The sequence below is a fragment of the Amycolatopsis sp. FU40 genome (assembly GCF_021903635.1).
GTDB classification, from domain to species: Bacteria; Actinomycetota; Actinomycetes; order Mycobacteriales; family Pseudonocardiaceae; genus Amycolatopsis; species Amycolatopsis dendrobii.
This window is the reverse complement of the sequence record NZ_CP091381.1, coordinates 9,773,200-9,798,728: the sequence shown is the minus strand read 5'-3', so window position 1 is coordinate 9,798,728 and position 25,529 is coordinate 9,773,200. Positions and strand designations below refer to the sequence as shown.

The following is a 25,529-nucleotide window of genomic DNA, read 5'->3' as shown; positions in this document are numbered from 1 at the left end:
CGGCTACTCGACGGAGACGGTGACCTGATAGAAAATCCCGGTCCGGTCCGGAAACACGAGCGCGCCCCGTTCGTCGACCATCTTCCACAGGACGTGGCAGACGCCGGTTCCGGTCGGCGTCACCGGGACGCTCACCTCGACCAGCTGCCCCGGCTCGGCGTCCGGGACCGGGACGCGCGGCGGCGACGGGCACAGCACGGTGGTGCCGCCGGCGACCTGCAAGTAGCGGCTGCGCCACGGCACCGAGCCGGTGTTCTTCAGCCGCCAGATCTTCGTGAACGTCTGGCCGTAGCGGGCTTTCGCGCCGTCCGGGAAGGTGACGTCGCCGGGAAGGCCGTCGCCGCCGAAGCCGGACGAGTCGCCGGGCAGCGGGTAGTGCGGGGCGGCGGCTTCCTTGTCGCGCGAGGACGGAGTGGCGAGGACCACGACGGCGGCCACGAGTCCGAGGACGACCAGCACCGTCGCGGCGACCGCGATCGAACCCCAGCGGCGGGTCTTGCCCGCGGCCGGTTCGGCGGCGAAGGCCGGAGCGGAGATCGCCGGATCGGCAGCAGGCACCGGTTCCGGCACGGGCGACGTCGGATGTGCAGCAGGCGGCGCTTCCGGCGCGGAGATCGCCGGGTCAGCAGCAAGCGGTTCCGGAGCGGGAGAAGGTCCGTCCGCCGACGACGTCCGCTCCCCCGCGCCGGGCCGATCGATCGAATCCGTCGCCTCGCCTGCCGCCTCTTCCCAGCGCGCCAGCCACTCGCGGCGCACCGTCTCCTCGTCGCGGCCGAGGCCGGTCACGGCGAGGCTGCGGACGAACTCCCAGGTCGTCGGCCAGGACGGTGCGCCGCGGCCGCGGGTGGCCGCCGAAAGAGCGGACTTCGACGCCGCAGCGCCGAGTTCCGTGCGCATGCGGTCGTAGGACGGGTCGCCCGCTTCCCGCTTCAGGTCCAGCAGGGCGCAAGCGAAACGGGCCACCGGGCCCGCGCCGGCGTCGGGCACGATGTGCTTGCGACCCCGGCGGGCCCCGGGCTGCCCGGCCGTGGGCTCGCTCATGACACCTCCAATGATCGACATCGACCCTTGGAGGTTGCCAGGCGGCCCGGGGCGGCGCAGCCCCGGGCCCGCCCGCCGGTTCAGCGACCGGCGCTCAGAGCTTGCAGCCCTTCTGGATGCGCGCGACCGTGTGGTCCGCGCCGATGTGGAACTTCTTCTTGCCGCTGGTGCCGCCGTTGGTGGTCATGCACTGGACGCTCAGCGCGCCGTCCATGTCCTTCAGCACGATGCCCGCGGACACCTTGTGCGAACAGTGGTTGTTGAAGTAGACGGTGACGTTCGTCAACCCGTCGCCCCAGGAGTAGTTGGCCTTCTTCCCGGACGGCTTCGTGCACTTGATGCTCGCGGTGTGCTTGCTCTGCGCGCTCGCCGGAGCCGCGGTGTCCGCCGACGCGGCGGGCGCGGCGATCCCGGCGAGTGCGATCCCCAGCGCGGAGGCGGCCATCAGCGTCTTGCCGATCTTCATGGGTGTCCCCTCGGACGAATCGGAATGGAGTACAGCCGGGAAATCCCGGTGCACTCATCCCAGCGCGCCGCCCGTTTTGTCCTCAACCGCTCGCCGTCCACGGTCAATGACCGGGGTTGTCCACGCAGGTCAGCGAATTGTCCACGGCTCAGTCAGCCGGGCCGCGCAGTGTCAGGACGACGCGTAAGACGTGTTCGACCGCCGACTCGAACATCGCGGCGCGCAGTTCGCCGCGCGTCTCGAGGTTGCGCGCGGCGAAGTCGAGCATGCGGTCCGGTCCGGCGCGGCGGACGAGCAGCGCCGCGACCTCCTCGAGGTCGAGGCTCGGGTTGTCGAGCCGGGCGAGGGCGAACTCGATGATGAGCTCTTCGTCGGTCACATCTGTCAGGGTAATCACAAAACGGGGTTCAGCCGTCGTTCCGATAGCGGCCGTAGGGATAAGCCTCGACCAGGGTGACGCGCACGAGGGCGCCGCTGGGCACCTCGTACTCGCGCTGCTCCCCCGGTTTGGCCCCGTGCAGCGCCCGTCCGAGCGGCGAGTCCGGCGAGTAGACCTCGAGCCCGCCGCCGACCTCGTCGCGCGCGGCCAGCAGGAAGGTTTCGGCCCCGCCGTCGTCGTAGCGGACGGTCAGGACCATCCCGGGCTCGGCGATCCCGTCGTCCGGCGGGTCCTCGCCGACGACGGCGTTCTGCAGCAGGTCCTGGAGCTGCCGGATCCGTGCCTGGCGGTGCTGCCTGCGGTCGAGCCGGTCGTGCTCGCCCGCGCCCTCGTCGAGGTCGGGTTCGCGCTGCAGGGCGGCGAGTTCCGCGGCGAGGCGGGCGTGCGCGTCGGCGGTCAGCCAGGGACGCGAAGAAGCGGTCGACATGAGAGGTGCCTTTCGGATGTCGTCCGTGGGGGCCGGGCTAGCAGGAGGCGTCCAGCCCCCACGGACTTTCGAGGAGTCCCGCGGCGGTCAGCGGGGCTCGGGCTCGGTGCGGCGGTCGAGCACGCCGGCGTCGGCGGCGAACCAGCCCGCGGCCTTCACCAGGATGTCTCTTTCGGTGCGCAGCAAGGCGTTCTCCGCGCGGAGGAAGAGCAGTTCGGCGTGCTCGTCCCCGGTCAGCGGGACGGGTTCGGCGGACACGCGCGGGTCACCGCAGCGGGTCGAAGGGCCGCAGCGCTTCGGGCTGCCTGCCGGTGACCATCTGCTCGGCGAGCAGCTTCCCGGTGACCGCGCCATGGGACAGGCCCCACATGCCGTGCCCGCCCGCGACGTACATCCCGGGCGCGCCGGTCTGGCCGATCACCGGCCGCCCGTCGGCGCTGACCGGGCGCGAGCCGACCCAGACGTCGGTGCGCTGGTCCCAGCGCAGGCCCTTGAGCAGCGGCCGGGCCGAAGCGATGATCGCGTCGACGCGCGCCGGGTACAACGGGTCGTCCGGCTTGCGGAACTCCATCGTCCCGGCCACCCGCAGCCCGCCTTGGTACGGCGTGCACGCGACCCGGATGTCGGGCAGGTACATCGGGCTCGGCACCGGGTCGTCGGTCGGCACGGTGAAGGAGTACCCGCGGCCGGCGCGCACCGGGACGCGCACGCCCCACTTGTGCGCCAGTTCGCCCAGCCAAGCGCCGGTCGCGAGCACCACGGCGTTGGCGTTGACGGTCTGCCCGTTCGCCGACAGCACGGTGTACGCGTACTCGTGCCTGCGGATCGCGGCGACCTCGAACCGGTGCCGGATCGTGCCGCCGCGGCTGACCACGGCGCGGGCGAGCGATTCGACGAACCGGCCGGGATCGACGTACCGCTGGCCGTCGATCCGGATGCCGGCCCCGATCCGGTCGGCGACCTGCGGGAAGTGCTCGCGCAGCTCCGGTCCGGCGAGCTGGGTCCAGGACACCTTCTGCCCGGCGTCGCCGAGCCGGTCCAGTTCCTTGACCAGCGTCTGCGCCTTCGCGGACGTCTCGAACAGCGCGGTGATGGGCGCGTCGATGGTCGGCGCGTCCACGCCGTTCGAGGTCAGGATGTCGAACGCTTCGAGGCATTGTTCGTTGAACGGCAGGTTCGCGCGCACGGCCCGGTTCCAGGACCGGTGGGTGCAGTTCGCCGCGAAGCGGGCGAGGAACTGCCACAGCCGCGGGTCCGGGGTGGCCGGGACGTGCAGCGGAGCCTGCCGATCGAGCAGGGTGCGCAGGCCGTAGCGGAGGACCGCGGGTTCGTTGAGCGGGATCGACAGCCCCGGCGAGAGCCAGCCCGCGTTGCCCCAGGACGAGCCCGCCGCGATGCCCTCGCGGTCGACGACGGTCACCCGTACGCCGCGTTCCTGCAAGAACCAGGCGGTGGACAACCCGACGATGCCCGCGCCGACCACGATCGCCGAACGCGGCCCGCCGTCCTTCCGGTCGAGATCGCCCATGTGTTCCTCCGCCGAACTGTGCCGCTGGTTGTGCTGGTGCGGCCAGGATGACCCGGATCCGGCGGACAGGCTTTGTCGAGTTCGGCCAAACGGATCAAGCCGGTTTGTCCGGATCGGTCAATCCTGCGGATCGGCGACGGCGAGTTCGATGATCATCGCCAGCCGTTTCGCGGGCAGATCGAGCCGCAGCGGCGTCACGTCGGCCATCTTGCGCAGCCGGTAGCGGATGGTGTTGGGGTGCACGCCGAGCCGTTCGGCGGCCTCGGTGAGGTCGCCCTGGGTCTCGAGCCACGCGCGCAGAGTCGCGACGTAGCTGGTCGAGTTGGCCGCGTCGTGCCGGGCCAGATCGGCGATCGGGCCGCGTGCCGGGGCTCGTCCCGCTGCCGCCGCGGCACGCAGGCGGAGGATCAGGATGTCGTCCCAGGACTCGTCGTACGCGACGGTCGCGCCGGGCTCCGGGCGGACGTCGTGCAGTGCGAGGCACTCGTCGGATTCCCGCCTGCTCGCGGGCAGATCCGCGGTGGAGGCAGGCGCGCCGATCCCCGCCGCGACCGTGACCTGCGCGGGCAGCGCGTCGCGGATCCCGTCGATCCACGCGCGAGCGGTTTCGACGTCCTCGCCGGGCAGAACGGTGTAGACGGTATTGCTGAACAGCGTGCTCCGGCCCGGTCGCGACCAGCCGAACCCGGTGGTCGCGCGCTCGAACGCGAGCAGCAGCGCGGCATGCCGTTCGTCGGCGATGTGCGCTTGGAGCGCGACCACGCGGAACCGGCCGGGCGGCAGGCCGAGCCTGCTCAGCACCGCAGCCGCGTCCGGGGTGCCTTCCAGCAGGCGGATCACCAGGTCCGATTCGACCTGCCGTTCGAGGTCGGCGCTCGCTCGCGACCGCAGCAAATGCAGCCCGACCGTGCGGGAACTGTCGTGCAAGACAGTGCGCCGTACGTCGGACAGCGGCCTCTCGCACTCCACCCAGATCGACCCGAGCGTTTCGCGCCCGGCCCGGACCGCGACCACCATGCGTCCGGTGAGCCCGTGCTCGGGATCGGCTTCGACGAACAACGGCTCGTCCGAAACGGCGAGATGCGCGAACACGCCGCGGCGCTCGAACAGCTCGCGCACCTGATCCGGCACTCGCCGTCCGAGGATCGTCTCCAGCCGCACGCGGTCCGCGCCCTGCTGACGGCTGGAGTAAGCGAGCACGCGCGACAGCTGGTCCTCGATGGTGACCGCGCTGCCGAGTGCGTCGGCGAGGCTGTCGGCCAGCGCGAACAGGTCGGTCGGACCGCGGCCGGACTCCGTCTCGCGGCCTTCGAGCACCAAGCCGTAGACGACGCCCGCGAGCTGGCCCCACGACACTTCCGGGTCCACGAGCAGCACCGCGACCCGGCCCTCCTCCGCTTTGGCCGCCGCGTCCGGCCCCGGCGGCGTCGATCCGCGCACCAGCACGACCGACGCCCGTGCTTCCGCGGCCCGTTCGACGGCTTCCAGCACCGAATCGGCACCGACCGCGAGGTAGACGTCGCCGCGCAACCCGCGCGGGTCGGCGGGGTCTTCCATCACCACGTCCCGCAAGGCCACTTCGCGCGCGACGGGACAGCAGCACAACCGCGCGCCGTACCCACCGAGGACGTTGACGAGCCGATCCAGCGTGACCATGCCCCGTTCATACCTGACGCGGCGCCGTGGGAGTCGTATCGTGCACATCATGCGGGCGCGGGTCGAAGACGTGCACGAACTGGCGCTGGGGATGCCCCACGTCACGGTGGTGCGCGGCTCCCGCGAAAACCCCGTCTACCAGGTCGGCGGCAAGTCGTTCGTGTTCTTCCGGACGCCTCGGCCGGACGCCTTCGACCCGGAGACAGGGCAGCGGTATCCGGACGTGATCGTGTTCTGGGTGCCGTCCGAATCGGACAAGCAGGCGCTGGTCCAGGATCCGGACAGCCCGTTTTTCACCACTCCGCACTTCGACGGCCACCTGTCGGTGCTGATCCGCGCCGCTCATCTGGGCTCGTTGACGCGGCAGGAACTGGCCGAGGTCGTCGAGGACGCCTGGCTCTCCCGTGCGTCACCGCGCCGGCGCGAAGCGTGGCTGTCCGGAACGCGGGCCCGGTAAGCGATCAGGAATCAAGAAGCATCCGGGTCGGTGCCGGACTTAGCGTTTACGGCATGACTTCCTTCGACTTTGTCACCCTGGACGTTCCCGATGTCGCCGCCGCCGAACGCTTCTACACCGCCGCGTTCGATCTGGGCGACCGTCTGCGCTTCCGGCAGGCCGCCGCGCCGAGCACCGGTTTCCGCGGATTTACCTTGTCGCTCACCGTTTCCCAGCCCGCCAACGCCGTCGCTTACCTGGACGCCGCTCTCGCCGCGGGCGCTGCTTCGCTGAAGCCGGCGGCCAAGTCGCTGTGGGGTTTCGGCGGCGTGGTGCAGGCTCCGGACGGTGCGATCTGGAAGGTCGCGACCTCCACGAAGAAGGACTCCGGCGCGGGAGTCCGCGAATACGACCAGATGGTGTTGCTGCTGGGCGCGTCGGATGTGGCTGCGACCAAGCAGTTTTACGTCTCGCACGGGCTCGCGGTCGGCAAGAGCTACGGGCGCAAGTACGTGGAATTCGAGACCAGCCCGATCAAGCTGGCGCTCTACGGGCGGAAGGCGTTGGCGAAGGACGCCGGGGTGCCGGAGGAGGGTTCGGGTTCGCATCTGCTGACGATCGGCGGGGACGCCGGGCGGATCACGGACCCGGACGGATTCGCCTGGGAGACCTCGGTTCTCGCCGGATGAGGCCGCGGTCTCGTGAGTGTTCATGCCGGTTAGAACCGGCATGAACACTCACGAGAACGTGACCGGCTGTTACATCGGACGGCGCAGCCCCGACTTCCAGGCAAAGTCCGGAGGTGCGCGATGGCGACCGAAGTGCCGACGTTCTGCCCGCTGTGCGTGTCGAAGTGCGGAGCCACCGCGACGGTCGAGGACGGGCGGCTGCTCGCGCTCCGCCCGCTGCCCGGCCATCCGACCGGAGCCGCGATCTGCGTCAAGGGCAAGGCCGCGCCGGAGATCGTCGCGCATCCGGACCGGCTGCTGCATCCCCTCCGCCGCACCGCTCCGAAAAGCGCCGCCGACCCGGGCTGGGAGCGGATCAGCTGGGACGAAGCACTGGCCACGATCGCGTCCCGGCTGACCGCGATCGCCGAGGAATCGGGCCCGGAAGCGGTGGTGTTCGGCAGCGCCTCGCCGTCGACGTCGGCGATGTCGGACACCATCGAATGGCTGACCCGGCTCCGGCGCGCCTTCGGCAGCCCCAACTTCGCCGTCTACATGGAACTCTGCGGCTGGGGCCGGCACCTCGGCACGCTCTGCACCTGGGGCGAGCCGGTCCCCGGCGCTTACCTGCCCGATCTCGAGAACGCCCAGTGCGTCCTCTACTGGGGCTACAACCCGTCGGTCTCGCGGCTCGCGCACGCCACCGCGACCACCGCCGCGCTGCGGCGAGGAGCCAAGCTCGTCGTGGTCGATCCCCGGCGCGCCGGGCTGGCCGGCAAGGCCGACCAGTGGCTGCGCGTCCGCCCCGGAACGGACGCTGCGCTGGCGTTGTCGCTCACGCACGTGATGATCGACAACGGTTGGTACGACAAGGAATTCGTCGAACGGTGGACCAACGCGCCGAAGCCGGTCAATGCGTCGGGCCGGGTGTGGGACCTGATCGTCGAGGAGTGCGCGAAGTACCCGCCCGAGGTCGCTGAAAAGATCACCGGCGTGCCCGCGGAGCAGATCGTCGCCACCGCCCGGCTGCTGTGGGAGCAACGCCCGGTCGCGTTCTACACCTGGAGCGGACTGGAGCAGCACAGCAACGCGACCCAGACCGTACGCGCCATCGGCCAGCTCTACGCGCTCACCGGATGCATCGACGCGCCCGGCGGGAACGTGCTGTTCACTCCCGTGCCGACCAATCCGATCGACGGCCGGGAACTGCTGGCACCCGAGCAACGCGCCAAAACCATCGGCGTGCGGACACGTCCGCTCGGACCCGCCCGGTTCGAGTTCGTCACCGGCGAGGACTTCTACCGCGCGGCGCTCGACGGCGTGCCCTACCGAGCCCGGGCGCTGGTCAACTTCGGCGGCAACCTGGTGATGGCCCACGGCGACAGCGCACGCGGCCGGGACGCTCTGCGCGCACTGGATTTCTTTGTCCACACGGATTTGTTCCTCAATCCGACCGCGGAGCAAGCGGACCTCGTGCTGCCCGCGGCGAGCGCGTGGGAGGCCGAAGCGCTGCGGATCGGTTTCGAGACCAGCCAGGCCGCGCAGTCGACTGTCCAATTGCGACAGCCACTGGTCGCCGCACGCGGCGAGGTTCGGCCGGATCTGCGAATCATCTTCGACCTCGCCCTCGCACTCGGGCTGGGCCACCAGTTCTTCCAGGGAGATATCGAGTCGGCCTGGAAATATCAACTCGCACCCAGCGGTCTCACCCTCGACCAGTTGCGCGCCGCCCCAGAAGGAATCCAGCTGCCGCTGGAAACGGTGCACCGCAAGTACGAACAACGCGGCTTCCGGACCCCGTCCGGTTTGATCGAACTGTACTCGGAGCCGTTGCTGGAACACGGATACCCGCCACTGCCGACCTTCACCGAACCGTCGATCAGCCCGCTGTCCCGACCAGATCTGGCGACGCGGTATCCGTTGATTCTCACCTGTGCGAAGTCGTTGTTCTTCTGCGAAACCCAGCATCGGGAAATCACCAGCCTGCGCAAATCCGCCCCTGAGCCCGCCGTAGAAATCCATCCTGAAACCGCCGCGGCCCGCGGAATCTCGGCCGGGGACTGGGTTCGGCTGGAGACGCCGCTGGGGAGTGTGCGCGCGAAGGCGAAGTTCAACGTCAACCTGCGCCCGAACGTCGTGTGCGGACAGCATGGCTGGTGGCAGCCCGCGGGCGAACTCGGCCAGCCCGGCTATCCGCCCTTCGGCGACGGCAGCGCGAACCTCAATCTCGTGCTGAGCCAGGGCCCGAGCGACCCGATCAGCGGCAGTTCGCCGTTGCGCGCTTCCCTTTGCGAGATCGCGAAAGCGCCTCCAGACTGATGTCGACGATCGCGCGAAGCTGCTCCGGACTCGCCCCGGCCCGGCTCATCACCGCCAACGACTGGTTGACCGCCGCGAGGTGAATGGCGAAGTCGTCCGCGTCGGCCAATTTCGCGGCACGCAAAGCCGTCCGCAACCGCGCATGCTGACGGCTCAGCACTTCGGTCGCCCGCGCCGCGACCTCCGGGCTCAACACCGGGATCGCCATCGCGGTCTGCGCGACGAGACATCCGTCCGGCAACTCAGGGTCAGCAATGCGCTGCAGGGTGACTTCGAAGAAAGCTTGGATAGCCCGCAGCGGATCCTCAGCCGCGCCTGCGAGCGCCTGGTCATACTGGTCCCCATAACGCGCGGCATAACGGTCCAAGCAGCGCAAATACAGCGCGTCCTTGTCCCCGAGCGAAGAGTAGATCGAACTGCGGTTCAACCCGGTCGCCTTGGAGAGGTCGTCCAGAGAAGTGTCCGCGTACCCGGCCCGCCAGAACTGGACCATCGCCGCGTCGAGCACGACGTCCATCTCGAACTGCTTCTTGCCTGCCATCACGCATGCCATCCTAACTCATCTTGAACTGTTCGGTTCAAGATGAGTTAGGCTCGAGCCATGAACCCGCTCCCCACGTTGCCGCTGCCCGACCTGACCGGTTTCACCCACCGCTGGGTCGACGGAATCCATGCCGTGGAAGGCGGCCAGCCGACCGGACCCGCTGTCGTCCTGCTCGCCGGATTCCCGCAGACCTGGTGGGCCTGGCGCAAAGCGATGCCCGCCCTCGCCGGCCGATTCCGCGTCCTCGCGATCGACCTGCCCGGACAAGGCCACTCCGACCGTCCGCACGACAGCTACGACACGCACACCGTCGCCTCGCGCGTCCACGCCGCAGTGACCGCGCTCGACGTGCCGAAGTACTGGCTCGCCGCCCACGACATCGGAGCCTGGGTCGCCTTCTCGCTGGCCCTTCAGCACGAAGAACGCCTGCACGGGGTCGCTTTGCTGGATGCTGGCATCCCCGGAATCACCCTCCCCGGCTCCATCCCCACGGATCACCGAGCCTGGAAGACCTGGCACTTCGCGTTCCACCAAGTGCCCGACCTCCCCGAAACCCTGCTGGCCGGCCGCGAACGCGAGTACGTCGACTGGTTCCTGAAGGCCAAATCCCTGTCCCCGTTCGACAACGCGGAGACCGACCATTACGCCGCCTCGCTCGCCGCCGAGGGAGGTCTCCGCGCGTCGCTCGCCTACTACCGCGATGCCGAGGAATCAGCCCGCAAGAACCGCGACTCTGTCGCCCGACGGCCCCTGACCGTCCCCGTCCTGGGAATCTCCAGCTCCCACGGCTCGATCCCCGACATGGCCGCTTCCCTGAGCCCCTGGGCGAACAACGTGACCGGCGTCGTCATCCCTGACGCCGGCCACTTCATCCCCGACGAACAACCCGACGCGGTCGTGGCGGCCTTGACCACGTTCATCGCGGGGTAATGCCACGTCGGATTTGCGCCAGCGAGAGCGTCTTCGCGGCGAAACACTGGCGACCATGATCCTCGGCCGTTTCCTCGCCGCCAGCGCCGAATTCGACCAGCGGCTTTCCGCGATCCGTCCGGAACAGTGGACGGCCCCGACGCCCTGCGCGGAATGGAACGTGCGCCAGCTCGTCAACCACATGGTCCGAGGCAATCTCAACTACACCGACCTCCTGGCCGGCGGCACCCGGGAGAACTTCCTGCGGATGCGCGATGTGGACGCCTTGGGCAACGACCCGCTTGCCGCCTACACCGCGTCGGTGCAATTGGTCGCCGACGCTTTCGCCCGTCCCGGCGCACTGGATCAGGTGCTGGACTACCCGTTGGGCCAGGTGACCGGACGGCAGGCGCTGGCCGTGCGTGCGGCGGATTCCGCCGTTCACGCCTGGGATCTGGCCCGGGCGCTGGGAGTGGACGACCGGCTCGACCCCGCCCTGGTCGCGTGGATCAGCGATGGGCTCGGGGAGATTTACGCCGGGTTGGCGGAATCCCCTGTCGCAACTGAGACGACGCACCGGTTCTTCGCCGCGCCGGGGGCGGCCCGCGGGTCGGCGTCTCGGCAGGATCGGTTGCTGCGCTTGATGGGCCGGAACCCGTCCGTCGCGGTCTAGCGAGCACTCATGCCAGCCAGAGCCAGTCGTCAGACACTGCTCGGCGCACGGCGCTCCGCCGAAATCAGAGCGATTCGCGATAGACCCGCCGGGCGATCTGCTCGACCTGTTCGACGGTGAGCACCGGCGCGTCCGATCGCTGCACCGCTTGAGTGAGGATCCGCCGCACCAAGGCGGAGGTGGGAATGTGCTCGGCCGCAGCTCGAGCCTTCAGTGCGGCCGCGAGCGATGCCGGCACTCGTAAGGACAGCGCGGACTGCTCGTTCTCGGCGATGTCAGCGGCGACCGCGTCCGCTTCCTCTTCGACGTAGTCGTGCCGGGCCCGTGCGTGCCGCAGCATGCGCTCCCGCTTGGCCGGATCGGCTTCCTGTCGCGCCGCGGCTTCCTGCTCGGCGATCTCTCCTTGAATCCCGGCCAGCACCTGTTCGCGACTCATGGGCTCAGTCATGACGCATCATCCTCTCTTCCCAGTGCCGCTCGGTACGCACGCAGGTCGGCTCCGCTGGTCTTCCAGGCATTGATGCCCGAATGATCCACGTGATCGACGATCACCGTGATCACGAATCCCGCCGCGGGCGAGTAGCCGATCACGCGGATGTCTCCCCAATGGCTCTTCGGGTCGGGATCACGGGTGATCCGACGAGGATCGGCTGCCGCCTCCAAGGTCCAAGCCGGCTCGATGTCACTGGCACCGGGATATCGAGCCGATCGTGTGCGGATGTACTCACCACCAGCTTCCTCCCACCACAGCCCGATGGTCATAGCAAAATGTAACACATCTGCACACATCTGCACACGCACTCAGACGCCCCGCACTGGTCGATGCGCACCATTCGGCACCCCAGCACGGACCGATCCCGGGCAGCACCGCACAGGGCAGACAAACCGAGCAAGACGTTCGGCTTCCGGCCCTCGCGGAGATCTCTCGTCTTCTCGCTGTTCTTCGGACACCTTCGCCGATCGCTCCCGGATCCCCGCGACCACGAGGTCGGCTAGTCAAGTCACCGTGCGCAGTGCGTCACCGACGATTGCGATAGCCGCGAAGAGCGGTAGCGAAACGCTCCTTGCGGTCAAGTTCCGCCTTGCGACCCGGCAGCACTCCAAACTCGTAGTACTGTTTTCGCCCCTGCAAGAGATGCGAGACCGACTGACGGACCACGGTCGCAGCCATGATTGTTTAGTCCGCCGAGAGATCGGCATCCAGCCCGCGGAATTGCCTTCCCATTCCAAGCGTCAGTGGTGAGCTGTAGTACTTTCCCTCTGCCACAAGGACTGCTTGGTGGCTGCGGGGATCGATGCCGAGCATGCGGCACCTCGATGCGATGCCTTCGGGAAGCACCGGTACATCTGCTTCGTGGGCCACCTTGCTCTTGCTGATTACGGCGACGCCCGCGTGCACCTCGAGCGGACGCTTGGAACTGCCAGACAGGCTGAGCACCGCATGAGCGAAGTCACCACTTGGAAGTCGTCCGGGGCTGCGACGCAACCTGAACGTCGCCTGCGGCTGTCCAGAGCGTTGACGGTACGCGACCTCATCCCGCCCCCGAGCGGCACAAAGCACGAAGGAGAAGAGAAATGCTTCGTACCTGTCAACGCAAACTAACGCGAATTCAGCGAGCCGTGAGCCAGGGAGCAAGCAGCTTCTCCAGCGCGTCGTCCGACAGCGCTGCCGAGCCGCCGTGGAATTCGTGCCACCGGGAGGCCTCTCGGGCCGCGTGGTAGTCGACCTCGAAGGCGCGCATCAGGACGTACATGAAGCTTCCCGAGTCGAACCGCTCGCCCAGCAGGGCGCGGGCAGTGCGAGCCACGTCCACCGCAGTCTGGGGACCGTTGACGTCAGCCAGCTTCAGTTCCTCAGCCGCCGGATCGAGCAGGCTCGGCGCACACAACAAGACAGCTACTCCACTCTGAACTATTCGCTCAACCTTCGGCGGCGAGCTGCCCGCAAGCCGCCGCGATGTCCTGACCGCGCGTGTCCCGCACGGTGCACGCGACACCACCGGCATTCACCAGTCGCACGAACTCGCGCTCCACCGGCTTCGGCGACGCATCCCACTTCGAACCCGGCGTCGGGTTCAGCGGGATCACGTTCACATGCACCAACTGGCCCAAATGCTTCCGCAGCCGCTTCGCCAGCAACTCCGCTCGCCACGGCTGGTCATTGATGTCCCGGATCAACGCGTACTCGATCGACACCCTACGACCAGAAGTGTCCGCGTAATACCGGGCTGCGGACAGCACCTCGTCCACCGACCACCGGTTGTTCACCGGCACCAGAGTGTCCCGCAGCTCATCGTCCGGCGTATGCAATGACACCGCCAGCCGGACCTGCATCTTCTCGTCCGCCAGCTTCCGGATCGCCGGAGCCAAACCCACCGTCGACACCGTCACCGAACGCTGACCGATGCCGAGTCCGCCCGGAGCCGGATCAGTGATCCGACGCACCGCGGCCACCACACGCTTGTAGTTCGCCAGCGGTTCGCCCATGCCTACCCTCTTACAACACTCTGACCAGCAAGTTTGACTAAAAGAGTTCACGCGCTCACCCTCGTCGACCGCAATCAGACCTGCACGGTAGCTGCGTTCGATGCAACCGTGAGCCTGCGTGGCCGTGTCGGTGCTCTTCGACGTCAGGCGCTCGTAAATCTCGACGTCACTGGGGGCCTGAGCAAGGTGAACTCTGACGTCTGCGCACTAGCTGCGCGGAATCGAGTACCGGGCCTGTCTGGCATCCTCTAACAGGCTCGACATAGCGACCAGTGCGGCTCCGGACCTCGAAGATCGCCCTCGCCAGGTGCCGGCGACCGCAGCCGCTCACACAGACACCTCGTTGCCTGCCGCTACGCCCTCGGCGTACCTTCCGACCTGGCACTCGCCTGAGCACGACTGCGATGGCTTGACCCGGGAGCTGGACCGATGATCCACGAACCACGTGAGGTGTGGCAGGCCGAACTGGAAGCAACGGCAGGCTACGAACGACGCCAGGAGCTCAACGAACGATGGTTTCGCTCGAAAGACCCAGCTGCCTTCGAGGAATTCAAGCAATGGACGAAGTCGGTGAGATGGCCAGCCGAACTCGCGCTATGGCAGAAGGTGAACGACTGGTACGCGTCACAGCTACAGGCCATGAGCCCACGTCGACGCACGTCCGTTCCCCAGGTGGCCGTGCGTTGCCGCGAGAAGGGCTGCCTACTCGCCCGGGTGTACTGCTTCGCACTTCACGGTGGCGGCAGCCGGATATACTTCGTCGGCAGAACATCGAGCGGCAAGCCTAAACATGGCGTGTGTAACTGGGCTTTTGCCGACAGCTTTGACGGGCTCACCCGATGGTGGCAGGTCGGATGCAAACACGGCCATACCAGACTCGACTCGGCCGATCTCGTGGATCTTGCGGTTCCTCCGGCTCTGCCGTCGTCGGAATTTCTCGATATGTCGCCAGAACGAGTGCCCGCAGGGCCTGCGGAGAGCTTGGCTCCGGAGAGCGAGACCGTCCCCGACGAGTACCGCCTCGCGTGGCGCGCGAAAATCTACCTCCCGCCACATGACCGATGGATCCCCCGCGCAGGCCCGCAGTGCTAAAGTCGGACGCAAGCACCCGCACCGCATCGGTGTGAGTTGGGCACGTCCCACGCACGCGGTCGCCTGGAGATGGGTACCAGGAATAACCCGAAAGGGTAGATTCCTCATGCCCAAGCCCACACAAGGGTGCCCATCGTGCGCCGCAAACACCACTCACGTGACACTCGGCCGAAAGAACCTGCGCCGCCTCGCCAAGATGGAAGCTACGTCTGACTTCCTCGCTGCTGAGCGAGCTGACCATGAGGCCCGCTTACGATCCCTCGAGCGATTCCGTTGGCTGGCCTCAGGAACTGCTGGGCTGGTCGCCGCTGCGGGCTATGACGCGATTGCCCACCTCATCGGCAGATAGCACGTCATCGCGCCAAAAATGCGAACAGGTGCGTCGTGGCCATTCCAAGCCTGGCCACGACGCACCAAGAAATACAGGTACGGCTCCGTAAGGCTTGCTCAACAGGCTAGCCTCATTGCCTGCGCCCGAAGACCGCTGCCGTCCAACCGCCACGATCACGACACGACCAGGTAACGGCTCTCGCTCCCCGTAACGACGCCGACAGCCGCGGCGACGACTCATTCATGATTACGCACGCCGACACCGACGAAGAACGCGCGGACGTGCTGGCCCTGTTCCACCGCGTGTTCGACGACATCGCTCCGACGGCGGTTCCAATGACCGATGCCGACGGGATGTACGCCCCGCTCGTCGTGCAGTACCGCTCCCCGGAATCCGGCAAGCTCCTCGGTGCCGCGTCAAGCTGCAGGACCCAGCTGGCAGCCGGCGTAAGCATGCTCCGACCTGAGGCTTCCTCGAAGTTCCCACTGCCCGAAGACCGCGACTATCGCAGTGTGCTGGACAAGCATAGCGAGCTTGACTTGATGGCCGTCGAACCCGAGATGCGCGGTCAAGGCATCGGCGGCACCATGCTGGCCCACATGGAGACAGTACTTCGCGAACGCGGCACCCGCGTGTGGTTCGGCAATGTGACGACCGACCTGAACACCGAAGCGCTCCGGAAGTTCTACAGGACACACGGTTTCACCGTGCTTGAAGACAGGCAGCCTCTCCCCGACCTCCTGGGAAAGAACTGGCTCCCCTTCGGCGTACACCCCGACGTGGCATTTTACTTTTACAAGCCGATCAAAAGAGTTACCGCCCACGCAAATTGACAATCTTAGCTAACTCCTAGAAAACGCCCCGACTGAGACTGAAGCGATGATTGGCGAACACTACCCCGAAGCGCGCGACCATGTGGAAAGCGCGAAGAACGCGCGCAAGTCCATGACCGACTCGTGGGCACAACTCCTCGACGATGACCTCTTCGATCTGTCTGTGTCAACCAACGACAATGGCACAGGCGTCGTCAGCGTCACAGCCGAGTGGCCGGATGGTGCACAGGCAGCCCTGACCGCCAAGCTTCAACTCTGCGTCGACGAACTCTGGGCCGCACTCGACTCGCTCATATCTCGAGCGCTGGAGATATACTCGGCCATCCGACGCATCCGCAGGCCAGAGAATCCCCGATTCTTCCCTATCGCCGCGTCAGCCGAGGGTCTCAACCTCCTACTACACGAGAGCTGCCTCGACGGTATACCGAACGACTTGGCGAGCCTCGTGGTTCGGTCTCAGCCATTCTGGGAAGACGAAGACTCTCCCTTCGTCCTCACCTTGCGTGCCGGCCTCACGAAGCTGATGCTGTGGACGGACCTCCTTTACGACGGTAACCAAGTCGGCGCCTGGGTGACCCCGGGTGAGCCGGAGTTCTTCGTGGACGCACCTGTCACAATCGAACACGTCGAGACCTGCGCACCTGGTCCCGCTGCCCCCGACAAGGTACTCGCGCGCTACACGCTGGCAGGCTATTCCCAAGACGCAGAAATCTCCGTCATGCCCAACAGCTTCATAGACATCTCGTTCGCCGACACTCCATCGGGCGCCGACCAAAGCCCGAGCGCGTTGGACGAGGGACTCAACGAAGTCGTCCGGACGGTGACGATGTTCATCGCCGCGTTCGAAGAGGTGACCGGCGATCTCCCAGTCGCCCAGGCCATCACGCCGGATAGCGACAGCCCCTCCCCCTGGATCGAAGCCGTCCGATCGGCACGCGCATGGACCGAGGAGGAACTCCGGGACCTCGCCCAGTCGGACTCCGGGATCGGCATCGTCACCGACGACCGGACGTCAACATTCCTCGTCAAAACCCAGCAAGGCGTCTTCGAGCGATCGATCCCCGAAGCCACGACGCTCAGTCCGTATGCACCGCGCGGCTACGCCGCCGAACGCGCCACCCGGAACGCGGCCGCGACCTGGGGCCTTCCGGACTTCGTCTTATCACCCATGAGCATGCGCAAGGGCCGCGGCGGCGTGCGTGAGATCAGCGATGGCCTTATCGTCGTTGGCGACCGCGGTCTCATAACGCAGGTCAAGAGTCGCGATGCCGAACCCGGCACGCCCGATAAAGAACGATCTTGGCTCGGCAAGAAGATCGCTGAAGCTGCACGGCAAGTCGGAGGAACAGCCCGCCAGCTGTCCGCGATCACCACGATCATGACCAACGGACGCGGACGCGCCATCGACATCGACGGGCCGCGTATCACTTGGACCGGCGTCGTCATCATCGACCACCCTGCACCACCCGACGACTGCCCGATCACCCCACCAGCGGAGCGGATTCCGGTCGTCGTACTGCTTCGACGCGACTGGGAGTTCTTGTTCCAGCAACTGCGCTCCACCGCCGCCGTCCTCGGGTACCTGGATCGGGTAGAGACCTCCACGGCACGTCTTGGCGACGAGCCCGCACGGTACTACGAACTTGCCGTGGAAGATGCCGCCGCGACACCCGGTCCTCCTGTTCCGCAATTAGGCCCAACCGGCTCCCAAGTGTCAGCCCCACTCCTGCCTACCGCACCCGCCGGCAGCGACGACAACGAAGCCCACGGCCTCGTCCGCATCATCTGCGAAGACATCGCTCACAGCCCCCTGAACAACAGACCTGAGAAGGACAGAGTCACCGTCCTCGCCGCCATCGACAGCCTTCCCGTCGGCCACCGAACCGACCTCGGCAGGCATCTACTCGGCGGCTTGTCGGCAGTGGCTGACGCCGACGAGGGCACCGTCGCGTGGCGATCACGCATCTTCCGCGCAGCAGACGGCCCACAACTCGGCTTCGCCGTGTGTTCGAAATACGACGAGGCTACGTCAAACAACTTCAAGTATTGGATGCTGCTCCGGCATCACGAACTCTGGGAGGGCCTAGATAGACCTGCGAACCTTTTATCCGTCGGAGTATTACTTACCCCACGCCGCGACGGCCTGCGCGATTGGGATACATCTCTTCTATCAGTCATTGGCGACCCTTGCCTCACACCCGAAGAACTCACTCAAGCGCGTCGACTATTCAACCCGCCCCAACACTGACGTCACGCCGATCAAAGATCCACCATCCGGCACCATACCACGTTGTCAATGTCTGCACAGTTGCATAGTCCGACAACTGGGGTATCAAACTCAACGGGATGTCCACCCTGCGTAAGCTTGCAGCCCATTCGGCCACCACGCCACGCAACTGCCGATTTCGATGTCGACATGCATCCGCAAGTACCGCGACATGCTCGATTATGTCGTCATACTTGACCATCTATCCACGCCCGCTTGAAACGCCGATCAACGACGCGAACAGATCGTCGAATGCTTCAACAGGCCGCGCCCTGCCTGCCGGGTTTCCGCGCCCATACGTGCCGGCCGCGTTATACGTCCACACCCGATGTCGCCCAAAAACACTGGGAGCCACGTGTCCGGATAGCGCAATTACTTTTCGTTTCATTTGCGCCTCCTCTAACTCCCCCAACGTATGAAAAGCTGGCGATGCGTATCGCACGATGGCGTCGTCAGCGAGCTTCGACTCCAGCCTCTTCAAGACAGAGTGCTGCTCTGTGCTGCGAGAAAACCGGTAGTAAGGACCGTGCCACAGCCGTCGCTGGGCAGCTCGCGAACCATAGAGGTATTCCGGCCGTTTGAACTGGAGAATCAGGCTCAGGGGCATACTTGGCAGTTCCCGCGCCTTCGGCACGCCGGATCGCGATGATGCCCAATGCGACGGCATGAGCGACAGACCTCGAGGACGAGGCACCCGAAGTACTCGCCAAATCAGATGCTCGGGACCAGGATCCGCGGCGACGTCGAAGCCAGTCACTTTCTCCAGGACTTGTCCAGGCGAGAAGACCCGCCAGTTGCCGCCCGCACCCGCGATGAGATCCGCGTTATACGCGGTTTCGTAGGTCTTCTCCTCGAAGGTCGCAGCAACCATCGCCCCAGGGTGGCCGCAGGTTGGTCATCTGGCACGTAAGACACGTCGACTTTTGCTGACCCGTTGGAGCCGTGCGCAACCGTCATACTGCGGAAGTGAAGTCGACCGCGCTCGAGATCGTCCACCGGCTCGCTGACTGGTCGGACTGGGCACCCTTCTCCGCAGCTCACGAGTTGGCACCGCTTGTGCCTGGCGTCTACCTAGCACGTGAAGGGGCCGACGGCGAGCTGGTCTACGTCGGCATGGCCGGCGAACGCCATGGTAAAGGCATTCGCGGGCGCCTAACGGTCTACGCACGTGGCAAAGCCCTCGCAAGCGGCCTCGGCTAAGTCGTCCTCGACCGCGCACTCGCAGACTCGCAATGGCTGCACGACCGCATCCGCGAAGTCGACGGCGGCCACGCCCGTCGCGCATTGCAATGGGGCGTGCTCGCCTTCGAACGAGCCAATCTGCACGTCTCGTGGGCCGTCTCCGCCGATGGCCCGACAGCACGAACGCTTGAGAAGGAGATACTCTCCGCGCTCGCCAAACACACGCTCTGGAACCGACTCAGGTGACCGAATAGCATCCACGTTCTCGAGGCAGACCGACCGGCCCGTGCTGTTCATACATGCCGGGCAAGCTAACTTGGCAAGCGTCGCCGAAGACGAGCTACAGCGAGCACCGCCAAGATCAGCGGCTGAGCCAGGGAGCGAGCAGCTTCTCCAGGTCATCATCCGACAGGGCTCGCGTCCCACTGTGGAACTCATGCCACAGCGCCGCGTCCCGCGCTGCGGTGTACTCGACCTCGAACGCCCGCATCAGCACATACATGAACGTCACCGAACTGAACCGCTCACCCAACAACGACCGCGCCTCACGCGCCACCTCCGTGGCACCACGGCCGCACACATCCGCGAGCCGCAACTCCTCCGCAGCCGGCTCCAACAGGCTGGGGGCATACATCACGACAGACACTCCAACATCGAAACCAACAACTCAACCTTCGGCAGCGAGCTGTCCACACGCCGCCGCAATGTCCTGACCACGCGTGTCCCGCACCGTGCACGCAACACCACCCGCGTTCACCAGCCGCACGAATTCGCGCTCCACCGGCTTCGGGCTCGCGTCCCACTTGCTGCCCGGCGTCGGGTTCAGCGGAATGACATTGACGTGCACCAGCTGGCCCAAGTGCTTCCGCAGCCGCTTCGCGAGCAACTCGGCGCGCCACGGCTGATCGTTGATGTCCCGGATCAACGCATACTCGATCGACACCCGCCGACCCGAGGTGTCGGCGTAATACCGCGCAGCGGAAAGCACTTCGTCGATCGACCAGCGGTTGTTCACCGGCACCAGCGTGTCCCGCAGCTCATCGTCCGGCGTATGCAAGGAAACCGCGAGACGAACCTGCATCCGCTCGTCCGCCAGCTTCCGAATCGCCGGAGCCAAACCCACCGTCGACACCGTCACCGAACGCTGACCAATCCCCAAACCCGACGGCGCAGGCTCGGTGATCCTCCGTACCGCGTTGACTACCCTCCGATAGTTTGCTAGAGGTTCGCCCATCCCCACCCGTTTACAACATCGAAACAGCCAGCGTTCACCCAGCTCAAAGCACACAAAATTCTCGTCGATGTGCAGCGAGTCACAGCTGCCCAACTCCCCCGAGCAGCTGGTCGCCCCGCATACGGAAAGGGGTACCTACGGACGTGCCGGCGGTAGCTGCGCAACGTCGGCGCGCCCGGCCCGACCCGCGCGTCCAGCCACAACTGCTGCCCCTGTCCGCCCGTGCTAGTCGCGGCCGACAACGCTCTCCCGCCGGCATCGCACAAGCAGGCCCGTGCTTGCCGCGCCGCGCACTGCGACGAGAACCCGCCCCGGCGAACATTCCGCCTCCGCCCGTCCGGACGCGGCGGCTTCCCCACCCGGAAATACCAGCTCCCGTGACCCCGCGCCCGCAATCGACGACATCAGCTGCCCAGGATCCGGCCGTCGGCGCCTCGGCAACCGCAGCGTTTGAAAACGCCCGTTTCCGCACTCATGGAGACCACCGCCTACGCACAGGCGAACTGGCCGCCCGTGCCCCTCCGATCCTCCCGCCCGGCGGTGAGACCGCGGGGCAGGAATCCATGGTGCCTCAGCTTCGAAATCGCGTTCGCGGTCGACGATCACACGTTGCGGACCTGCCGTGCTGCGGCGGTTCGTCAGGTATCCCAGCTGCTGGTCCGCAGCGGTGTGCGATAGAGCTGGCGGGGTTGCTGGGCCTGCCCGCGGTCAGCCGGTCAGTGCGGCGTCGTTGATCTTCTGCTCCAGCGCCGCCTCGTCCATGAAGTAGACGTCGCGGACGATCTTCAGGGTTTCCGGGTCGAAGGTGGAGTAGCCGGTGCCGATCCAGGTCACTTTCGGGCCGGTGCCACCGGCTGTTCCCGTCACTTCGAAAAGAACACCGATGGTGTCGCCCTCCAGGAAGGACGCCGCCACTCGCGGGGTCCAGTCAGGGAAGGTCGCGAACATTTCCTCGAATCCCGGAGCCAAGGCCGATTTGTCGCCGACTGTCCCGCCTGCGCCGTTGACGACGACGCACTCGTCGTCGAAGTACTCGAGCACCTTGTCGAGGTCGTGGGCAGAGACGGCGGCGCAGATCTCGTTCATCCTCTGGACGTAGCGGGCGAGCTTGGCACTGGACACGGGTTCTCCTCCTCGGGAAGCGGCCGGCTGGCCACACCACCTTGCTCGCGTCAAGGGCAGCGACCTACACCAAGGAACACCGCACTGGCCGACGGTTCGGTGCACTCTGCACTCGTGACGGCCGCCGCCTCTGCGCCTAGGCTGTTCGTCCGGCTCGGGTTTGGAGGCAACCGTGGACGCGGAGGACGAACGGAGCCAGCGGACGCGCGAGCTTTTTCGCGCCGCCGCGGCCAAGATGCAGGTGCACCAGGCCGAGATCGCGCACGAGATGTGGGCCGCGGGCCAGCGGAGCCTGCGCGAGCGCGCCCTCGCACAAGACCCGATTCTGTCCGAAATGGACCGTGTTTACTGTGCGTCCACTTTGGCCCATTGGCTGATCGCGAACATTGACGATCCCGGCTGCCGGGTCGAGACGGCGATGATCCCCGACACCCGGCACTACGCGCGCGACCTCGCGCTCCGCGGAATGGACACGAACGACGTCGAGGCATGGCGGGCGTCGCAGCGAGTCAACTGGTCCGCATGGCTGCGGTTCTGCTTCGACACGACCGACGACAAGGACGAGCTTCGCGAGCTGGTCGAGATATCCGGCGATTCCCTGGTGACGTACGTGGACGACTCGATGGCCGCGGTCGCGGCGTACATCGACGAGGCGCGGGCGGAGCTTGCCGAGGGGCCGGAAAGCGAGCGATTGGCGACTGTGCAACTACTGCTCCGCGGCGCCCCGATCACCCGGCCCCGGGCGGAAGCCCAGCTCGGCTACGCGCTCACCGGACATCATGTGGCGGCGATCCTCTGGGGCGACTCCCCCGATCAGCTCGCCTTCCTCGAGGACGCGGCCGAGCGGGTCATGCGCGCCGCGGGCGCCGCGCGCCGCCTGACGCTCGTCGCGGGGACGACGACGCTGTGGATGTGGATTCCGGGGAGTTCCGCGCCCTCCCGAACAGACCTCGACCAGATCGTGGCGGATGTCCCCCACGTGCGGATCGCCCTGGGACGGCCGGCGCCGGACGTGCACGGCTTCCGGCGCAGCCACCTCGACGCCGACGCGGCGCAGTCGCTGCTGACGCGCCTTCGGTCCGGATGCCGTGCCGTCCATTTCGAGGACGTGCAGCTCGTCTCCTTGCTGACCAACGATCTCGCCGAGGCGCGTCAGTTCGTCGCGGACACTCTCGGCGAGCTGGCGACCGCCGACCGGGTGCTGCGCGACACGGTCAGGGTCTTCATCGCCGAACAGTTCAACATCTCGAAGGCGGCCGACCGGTTGTTCGCGCACCGCAACACGATCGACCGCCGTCTGGTCCGGGTGGACGAACTGCTCCCGCGCCCGCTCGCGCGGAACCCGGCCGCTGTCGACACCGCACTGGCCCTGGTGGAGCTGCAGAGCGGCGAGCAGCGGGCCTAGAGCAACGCCTGCGCGGAGAACCCGAGGCGCCCCATCCCGGCGCGCTCCGCGGCGTCGAGCTTCTTCGACACCGCGGTCGTCACCGACAAGTCGACGCCCGCGCTCTCCAGCTCTCCCAGCGCCCTCCGGGCGCCCTCGGCGAAGACATGGATCGTCGCCTGGTCCGTGTCGTGTCGCCCGGACTCGATCGCGGCGGCCGCCTCCTCGGCGGCATGGCGCAGCACCTCGATGCCGTGCTGCGTGGCGTACCGGACTTCCTCGAGCGTTCGGCCCCGCCGCAGCAGGCACGCCGCCGATTCGACGAACCCGCTCATCGCGGTCACGAAGAAGGCGCCGCAGCCCAGGTACAGCTCCTTCGCGCCGGCGATCTCGTCCGACACGTGCCGCGAACGCCCGCCGAGCAGCATCAGGACAGGCTCGTGCCGCGCCCATACCGGGGAGGGGCCGGAGAATGCCACCATCGCGCCCGGTTCGCCGATCTGGTCGGGGTAGCACAAGGTCGACCCGTCCAGGAATGAAGCCCCTTGCTCTCCTACCCAGCGCGCCAGCGTTTCGACGTCGTCGTTGGTTCCGTCGCTGAGATTGACCACTGTGCGCCCGGCGAGGCTGGAAGCCGCAGCGAGCACGGCCCGGGACGCGTCGACATCCGACATGCAGACGACAGCCAGTCCGGTGCTCCCCACCGCGTCTTCGACGGACGCGGCCGGCCGGACGCCGTCGGCGGCGAGCGCCTCGGCCCGGCGCGACGTGCGGTTCCACGCCGTCACCGCGAGGCCGCCGGACGCGAACCTCCGCGCCAGTGCCGATCCCATCAATCCGCAGCCGAGCACGGCCACATCGTGCCGGGGCGGGCGAGTCATCGCAGCCGCCGTTTGAGGATCTTGCCCGTGGCGGTCGTCGGCAGGGAGTCGACGATCTCGACGAGCCGCGGGTATTTGTAGCCGGCCATCTGTTCTTTGCTCCATTCCACTAGCTCGCGCGGCGTCACCTCGGCGCCGTCGCGCGGGATCACGAACGCCTTGACCTCTTCGCCGTGGCTGTCGTGCGGGACGCCCACGACAGCCACGAGGGACACCGCCGGATGGGTCAGCAGCACTTCCTCGATCTCCCGCGGGTACACGTTGTACCCGCCCCGGATGATCATGTCTTTGGCGCGGTCGACGATGTAGTACCAGCCGTCGTCGTCGCGGCGGGCGAGATCGCCGGTGCGAAACCAGCCGTCGCGGATCGCGTCGGCGGTCGCTTCGGGCCTGCCGTGATAGCCCTTCATCACGTTGTGCCCGCGGACCGCGATCTCGCCGACCTCGCCCGGACCGGTCACCTCGGTCCAGTCGGGCTTGATCAGTTTCAGCTGAACGCCCCAGACCGGCTTGCCGATGGAGCCGGGGCGGGGCGGGGCGCCGGGATCGCCGATCGTCGCGAGCGGCGAGGTCTCGGACAGCCCGTAGGCCTCGATGACCCGCACGCCGAGCCGGGCGTCGATCTCCTTGATCAGCTCGACCGGCAGGGGTGCGCCGCCGGACATTCCGATGCGCAGGTTCTTGACGATGCGGGCGGCGTCGACGTCAGGGCCCAGCTCCCGCAGCAGCCCCCACCACATCGTGGGGACGCCGGCGAAGAAGGTGATGTCCTCTTCGGACATCAGGCGGACGACGCGGCCGGCGTCGAAACGGGGCACCAGGTGGAGCGTCGCCGCGGTCGAGAAGCCGGCGTGCAGTTGGGCGGTGGCGCCGAAGGTGTGGAAAAGCGGCAAGCACACCACATGGCTGTCGCCGGCCGGCCGGTTCCGGAGGATCCGGTTCAGGGTGAGCACGTTGAGCATCGTGTTTCCGTGCGACAGCTCGGCGCCTTTCGGCTGGCCCGTCGTGCCGGAGGTGTAGAGGATGACCGCGGTGTCGGTCGCTTCGGTGACGGCGGATTCGAACGTTTCCGGTTGCCCGGCGAGAGCCTCGTGCAACGTTTCCGCGGCTGTGCTCGTCTCCGGGACGGCGGCGATCAGGAAGAAATGCTCGACGGCGGCGACGTCGTCGAATGCTTGACGCCCCTCTTGACCGATGGGGAGTTCCGCGCTGCCCTCGAAGCAGAAGTACGCGACGGCACCGGCGTCCGCGAGGTGGTAGGCGATCTCGCGCCGCTTGAGCAGGACGTTCAGCGGCACGACGATCGCGCCCGCCTTGAGGATTCCGTAGTAGACGATCGCGAACTCCGGCTGGTTCGGGCAGCTGAGAGCGACTTTGTCCCCCGATGCGACGCCGCGCTCGGCCAAGAGGTTCGCCACTTGGCTCGCCGCGGCGTCGACCTCGCGGTAGGTCATGCGCTTCTCGTCCAGCACCAGCGCGGTTCTGTCGGGATGGTTGCGGGCGGAGTCCTCCAGGAGGACGGAAAGGTTCAGCATGGCGGCTCCAGTCGGCGGCGTGGTGTCCGGGCCGGGCGGCGGGTGCGGTCCCGGCGCCCGGCCCGGGGTTCATCGG

Annotated in this window: 27 protein-coding genes and 2 pseudogenes; 10 read left to right on the top strand and 19 right to left on the bottom strand. The window is 67.0% G+C overall.

Going from position 1 to position 25,529, the window contains the following annotated elements:
- Positions 1–3 precede the first annotated feature (3 nt).
- The 7 genes from L3Q65_RS46605 to L3Q65_RS46575 form a co-directional block, all read right to left on the bottom strand.
- The gene (locus L3Q65_RS46605; protein WP_237598542.1) at positions 4–1,041 is read right to left on the bottom strand and encodes an NBR1-Ig-like domain-containing protein; all 1,038 of its coding nucleotides are present in this window, start codon (positions 1,039–1,041) and stop codon (positions 4–6) included.
- Positions 1,042–1,135: 94 nt separating this feature from the next.
- Positions 1,136–1,507, bottom strand: coding sequence for a hypothetical protein (locus tag L3Q65_RS46600; protein ID WP_051728743.1), 372 nt, complete (start codon positions 1,505–1,507; stop codon positions 1,136–1,138).
- 148 nt (positions 1,508–1,655) lie between these two features.
- Positions 1,656–1,886, bottom strand: coding sequence for a hypothetical protein (locus tag L3Q65_RS46595; protein ID WP_067590978.1), 231 nt, complete (start codon positions 1,884–1,886; stop codon positions 1,656–1,658).
- A 28-nt stretch (positions 1,887–1,914) separates the two neighbouring features.
- The gene (locus L3Q65_RS46590; protein ID WP_182895702.1) at positions 1,915–2,373 is read right to left on the bottom strand and encodes a GreA/GreB family elongation factor; all 459 of its coding nucleotides are present in this window, start codon (positions 2,371–2,373) and stop codon (positions 1,915–1,917) included.
- Positions 2,374–2,460: 87 nt separating this feature from the next.
- On the bottom strand, positions 2,461–2,631 hold the full coding sequence (locus L3Q65_RS46585; RefSeq protein ID WP_037810387.1) for a hypothetical protein: 171 nt from the start codon (positions 2,629–2,631) through the stop codon (positions 2,461–2,463).
- A 7-nt stretch (positions 2,632–2,638) separates the two neighbouring features.
- Positions 2,639–3,901, bottom strand: coding sequence for an FAD-binding oxidoreductase (locus L3Q65_RS46580; RefSeq protein ID WP_182895701.1), 1,263 nt, complete (start codon positions 3,899–3,901; stop codon positions 2,639–2,641).
- Between the two features lie 117 nt (positions 3,902–4,018).
- Positions 4,019–5,557 carry a CdaR family transcriptional regulator gene (locus L3Q65_RS46575; RefSeq protein ID WP_182895700.1) on the bottom strand — a complete coding sequence of 513 codons (1,539 nt, stop codon included), beginning with the start codon at positions 5,555–5,557 and terminating at the stop codon, positions 4,019–4,021.
- A gap of 49 nt (positions 5,558–5,606) precedes the next feature.
- On the opposite strand from L3Q65_RS46575, the gene L3Q65_RS46570 reads away from it, so the two are divergent.
- The 3 genes from L3Q65_RS46570 to L3Q65_RS46560 all read left to right on the top strand — a co-directional run bounded on the left by L3Q65_RS46570 (position 5,607) and on the right by L3Q65_RS46560 (position 8,980).
- A complete protein-coding gene (locus L3Q65_RS46570; protein ID WP_182895699.1) occupies positions 5,607–6,014 on the top strand; it encodes an MmcQ/YjbR family DNA-binding protein in 408 nt (135 codons plus the stop codon).
- 53 nt (positions 6,015–6,067) lie between these two features.
- The gene (locus L3Q65_RS46565) at positions 6,068–6,682 is read left to right on the top strand and encodes a glyoxalase (protein ID WP_182895698.1); all 615 of its coding nucleotides are present in this window, start codon (positions 6,068–6,070) and stop codon (positions 6,680–6,682) included.
- Between the two features lie 120 nt (positions 6,683–6,802).
- Positions 6,803–8,980: a molybdopterin-dependent oxidoreductase gene (locus L3Q65_RS46560; protein ID WP_237598541.1), complete on the top strand. Its 2,178-nt coding sequence runs from the start codon at positions 6,803–6,805 to the stop codon at positions 8,978–8,980.
- On the opposite strand, the gene L3Q65_RS46555 is transcribed toward L3Q65_RS46560, so the two are convergent.
- A complete protein-coding gene (locus tag L3Q65_RS46555; RefSeq protein ID WP_182895719.1) occupies positions 8,919–9,521 on the bottom strand; it encodes a TetR/AcrR family transcriptional regulator in 603 nt (200 codons plus the stop codon). The genes L3Q65_RS46560 and L3Q65_RS46555 overlap by 62 nt on opposite strands.
- 60 nt (positions 9,522–9,581) lie before the next feature.
- Here L3Q65_RS46555 and L3Q65_RS46550 point away from each other — a divergent pair, with 60 nt between their 5' ends.
- Complete coding sequence (locus tag L3Q65_RS46550) at positions 9,582–10,454, top strand: alpha/beta fold hydrolase (protein ID WP_182895696.1); 873 nt, start codon at positions 9,582–9,584, stop codon at positions 10,452–10,454.
- A gap of 55 nt (positions 10,455–10,509) precedes the next feature.
- Positions 10,510–11,106 (top strand): TIGR03086 family metal-binding protein, encoded by a 597-nt coding sequence (locus L3Q65_RS46545; RefSeq protein ID WP_237598540.1) that lies wholly within the window; start codon positions 10,510–10,512, stop codon positions 11,104–11,106.
- A gap of 64 nt (positions 11,107–11,170) precedes the next feature.
- Here L3Q65_RS46545 and L3Q65_RS46540 read toward each other — a convergent pair whose 3' ends face one another.
- The 5 genes and pseudogenes from L3Q65_RS46540 to L3Q65_RS46520 form a co-directional block, all read right to left on the bottom strand.
- The gene (locus tag L3Q65_RS46540; RefSeq protein WP_237598539.1) at positions 11,171–11,554 is read right to left on the bottom strand and encodes a ribbon-helix-helix protein, CopG family; all 384 of its coding nucleotides are present in this window, start codon (positions 11,552–11,554) and stop codon (positions 11,171–11,173) included.
- Positions 11,551–11,868 carry a hypothetical protein gene (locus L3Q65_RS46535; RefSeq protein WP_237598538.1) on the bottom strand — a complete coding sequence of 106 codons (318 nt, stop codon included), beginning with the start codon at positions 11,866–11,868 and terminating at the stop codon, positions 11,551–11,553. Before L3Q65_RS46535 ends, L3Q65_RS46540 begins: the two co-directional genes overlap by 4 nt.
- Before the next feature lie 415 nt (positions 11,869–12,283).
- On the bottom strand, positions 12,284–12,544 hold the full coding sequence (locus L3Q65_RS46530) for a hypothetical protein (protein ID WP_237598537.1): 261 nt from the start codon (positions 12,542–12,544) through the stop codon (positions 12,284–12,286).
- A 172-nt stretch (positions 12,545–12,716) separates the two neighbouring features.
- The gene (locus L3Q65_RS46525; protein WP_237598536.1) at positions 12,717–12,998 is read right to left on the bottom strand and encodes a hypothetical protein; all 282 of its coding nucleotides are present in this window, start codon (positions 12,996–12,998) and stop codon (positions 12,717–12,719) included.
- 28 nt (positions 12,999–13,026) lie between these two features.
- Positions 13,027–13,599, bottom strand: a pseudogene (locus L3Q65_RS46520) (radical SAM protein); the annotation flags it as partial.
- Positions 13,600–14,022: 423 nt separating this feature from the next.
- Here L3Q65_RS46520 and L3Q65_RS46515 point away from each other — a divergent pair.
- From L3Q65_RS46515 to L3Q65_RS46505, 3 genes are all read left to right on the top strand, one after another.
- Entirely contained in the window at positions 14,023–14,685 is a 663-nt protein-coding gene (locus tag L3Q65_RS46515) for a hypothetical protein (RefSeq protein ID WP_237598535.1), read from the top strand.
- Positions 14,686–15,258: 573 nt separating this feature from the next.
- Positions 15,259–15,849, top strand: a complete 591-nt coding sequence (locus L3Q65_RS46510; protein ID WP_237598534.1) for a GNAT family N-acetyltransferase — start codon at positions 15,259–15,261, stop codon at positions 15,847–15,849.
- A 46-nt stretch (positions 15,850–15,895) separates the two neighbouring features.
- Entirely contained in the window at positions 15,896–18,097 is a 2,202-nt protein-coding gene (locus L3Q65_RS46505) for a hypothetical protein (RefSeq protein ID WP_237598533.1), read from the top strand.
- A 220-nt stretch (positions 18,098–18,317) separates the two neighbouring features.
- On the opposite strand, the gene L3Q65_RS46500 is transcribed toward L3Q65_RS46505, so the two are convergent.
- On the bottom strand, positions 18,318–18,986 hold the full coding sequence (locus L3Q65_RS46500; RefSeq protein WP_182895690.1) for a hypothetical protein: 669 nt from the start codon (positions 18,984–18,986) through the stop codon (positions 18,318–18,320).
- A 95-nt stretch (positions 18,987–19,081) separates the two neighbouring features.
- Between L3Q65_RS46500 and L3Q65_RS46495 the strand changes: the two genes are divergently transcribed.
- Positions 19,082–19,315, top strand: a complete 234-nt coding sequence (locus L3Q65_RS46495) for a hypothetical protein (protein ID WP_182895689.1) — start codon at positions 19,082–19,084, stop codon at positions 19,313–19,315.
- 343 nt (positions 19,316–19,658) lie between these two features.
- On the opposite strand, the gene L3Q65_RS46490 is transcribed toward L3Q65_RS46495, so the two are convergent.
- From L3Q65_RS46490 to L3Q65_RS46480, 3 genes and pseudogenes are all read right to left on the bottom strand, one after another.
- Positions 19,659–19,931, bottom strand: a complete 273-nt coding sequence (locus L3Q65_RS46490) for a hypothetical protein (protein WP_182895718.1) — start codon at positions 19,929–19,931, stop codon at positions 19,659–19,661.
- Positions 19,932–19,964: 33 nt separating this feature from the next.
- Positions 19,965–20,537, bottom strand: a pseudogene (locus tag L3Q65_RS46485) (radical SAM protein); the annotation flags it as partial.
- Between the two features lie 702 nt (positions 20,538–21,239).
- Positions 21,240–21,653, bottom strand: a complete 414-nt coding sequence (locus tag L3Q65_RS46480; protein WP_237598532.1) for a nuclear transport factor 2 family protein — start codon at positions 21,651–21,653, stop codon at positions 21,240–21,242.
- Positions 21,654–21,825: 172 nt separating this feature from the next.
- On the opposite strand from L3Q65_RS46480, the gene L3Q65_RS46475 reads away from it, so the two are divergent.
- Positions 21,826–23,058, top strand: coding sequence for a CdaR family transcriptional regulator (locus L3Q65_RS46475; RefSeq protein WP_237598531.1), 1,233 nt, complete (start codon positions 21,826–21,828; stop codon positions 23,056–23,058).
- Here L3Q65_RS46475 and L3Q65_RS46470 read toward each other — a convergent pair.
- Entirely contained in the window at positions 23,055–23,918 is an 864-nt protein-coding gene (locus L3Q65_RS46470; protein ID WP_237598530.1) for an NAD(P)-binding domain-containing protein, read from the bottom strand. The genes L3Q65_RS46475 and L3Q65_RS46470 overlap by 4 nt on opposite strands.
- Positions 23,915–25,453 (bottom strand): long-chain fatty acid--CoA ligase, encoded by a 1,539-nt coding sequence (locus L3Q65_RS46465; protein WP_237598529.1) that lies wholly within the window; start codon positions 25,451–25,453, stop codon positions 23,915–23,917. The genes L3Q65_RS46470 and L3Q65_RS46465 overlap by 4 nt, the downstream gene beginning before the upstream one ends.
- Positions 25,454–25,529 lie beyond the last annotated feature (76 nt).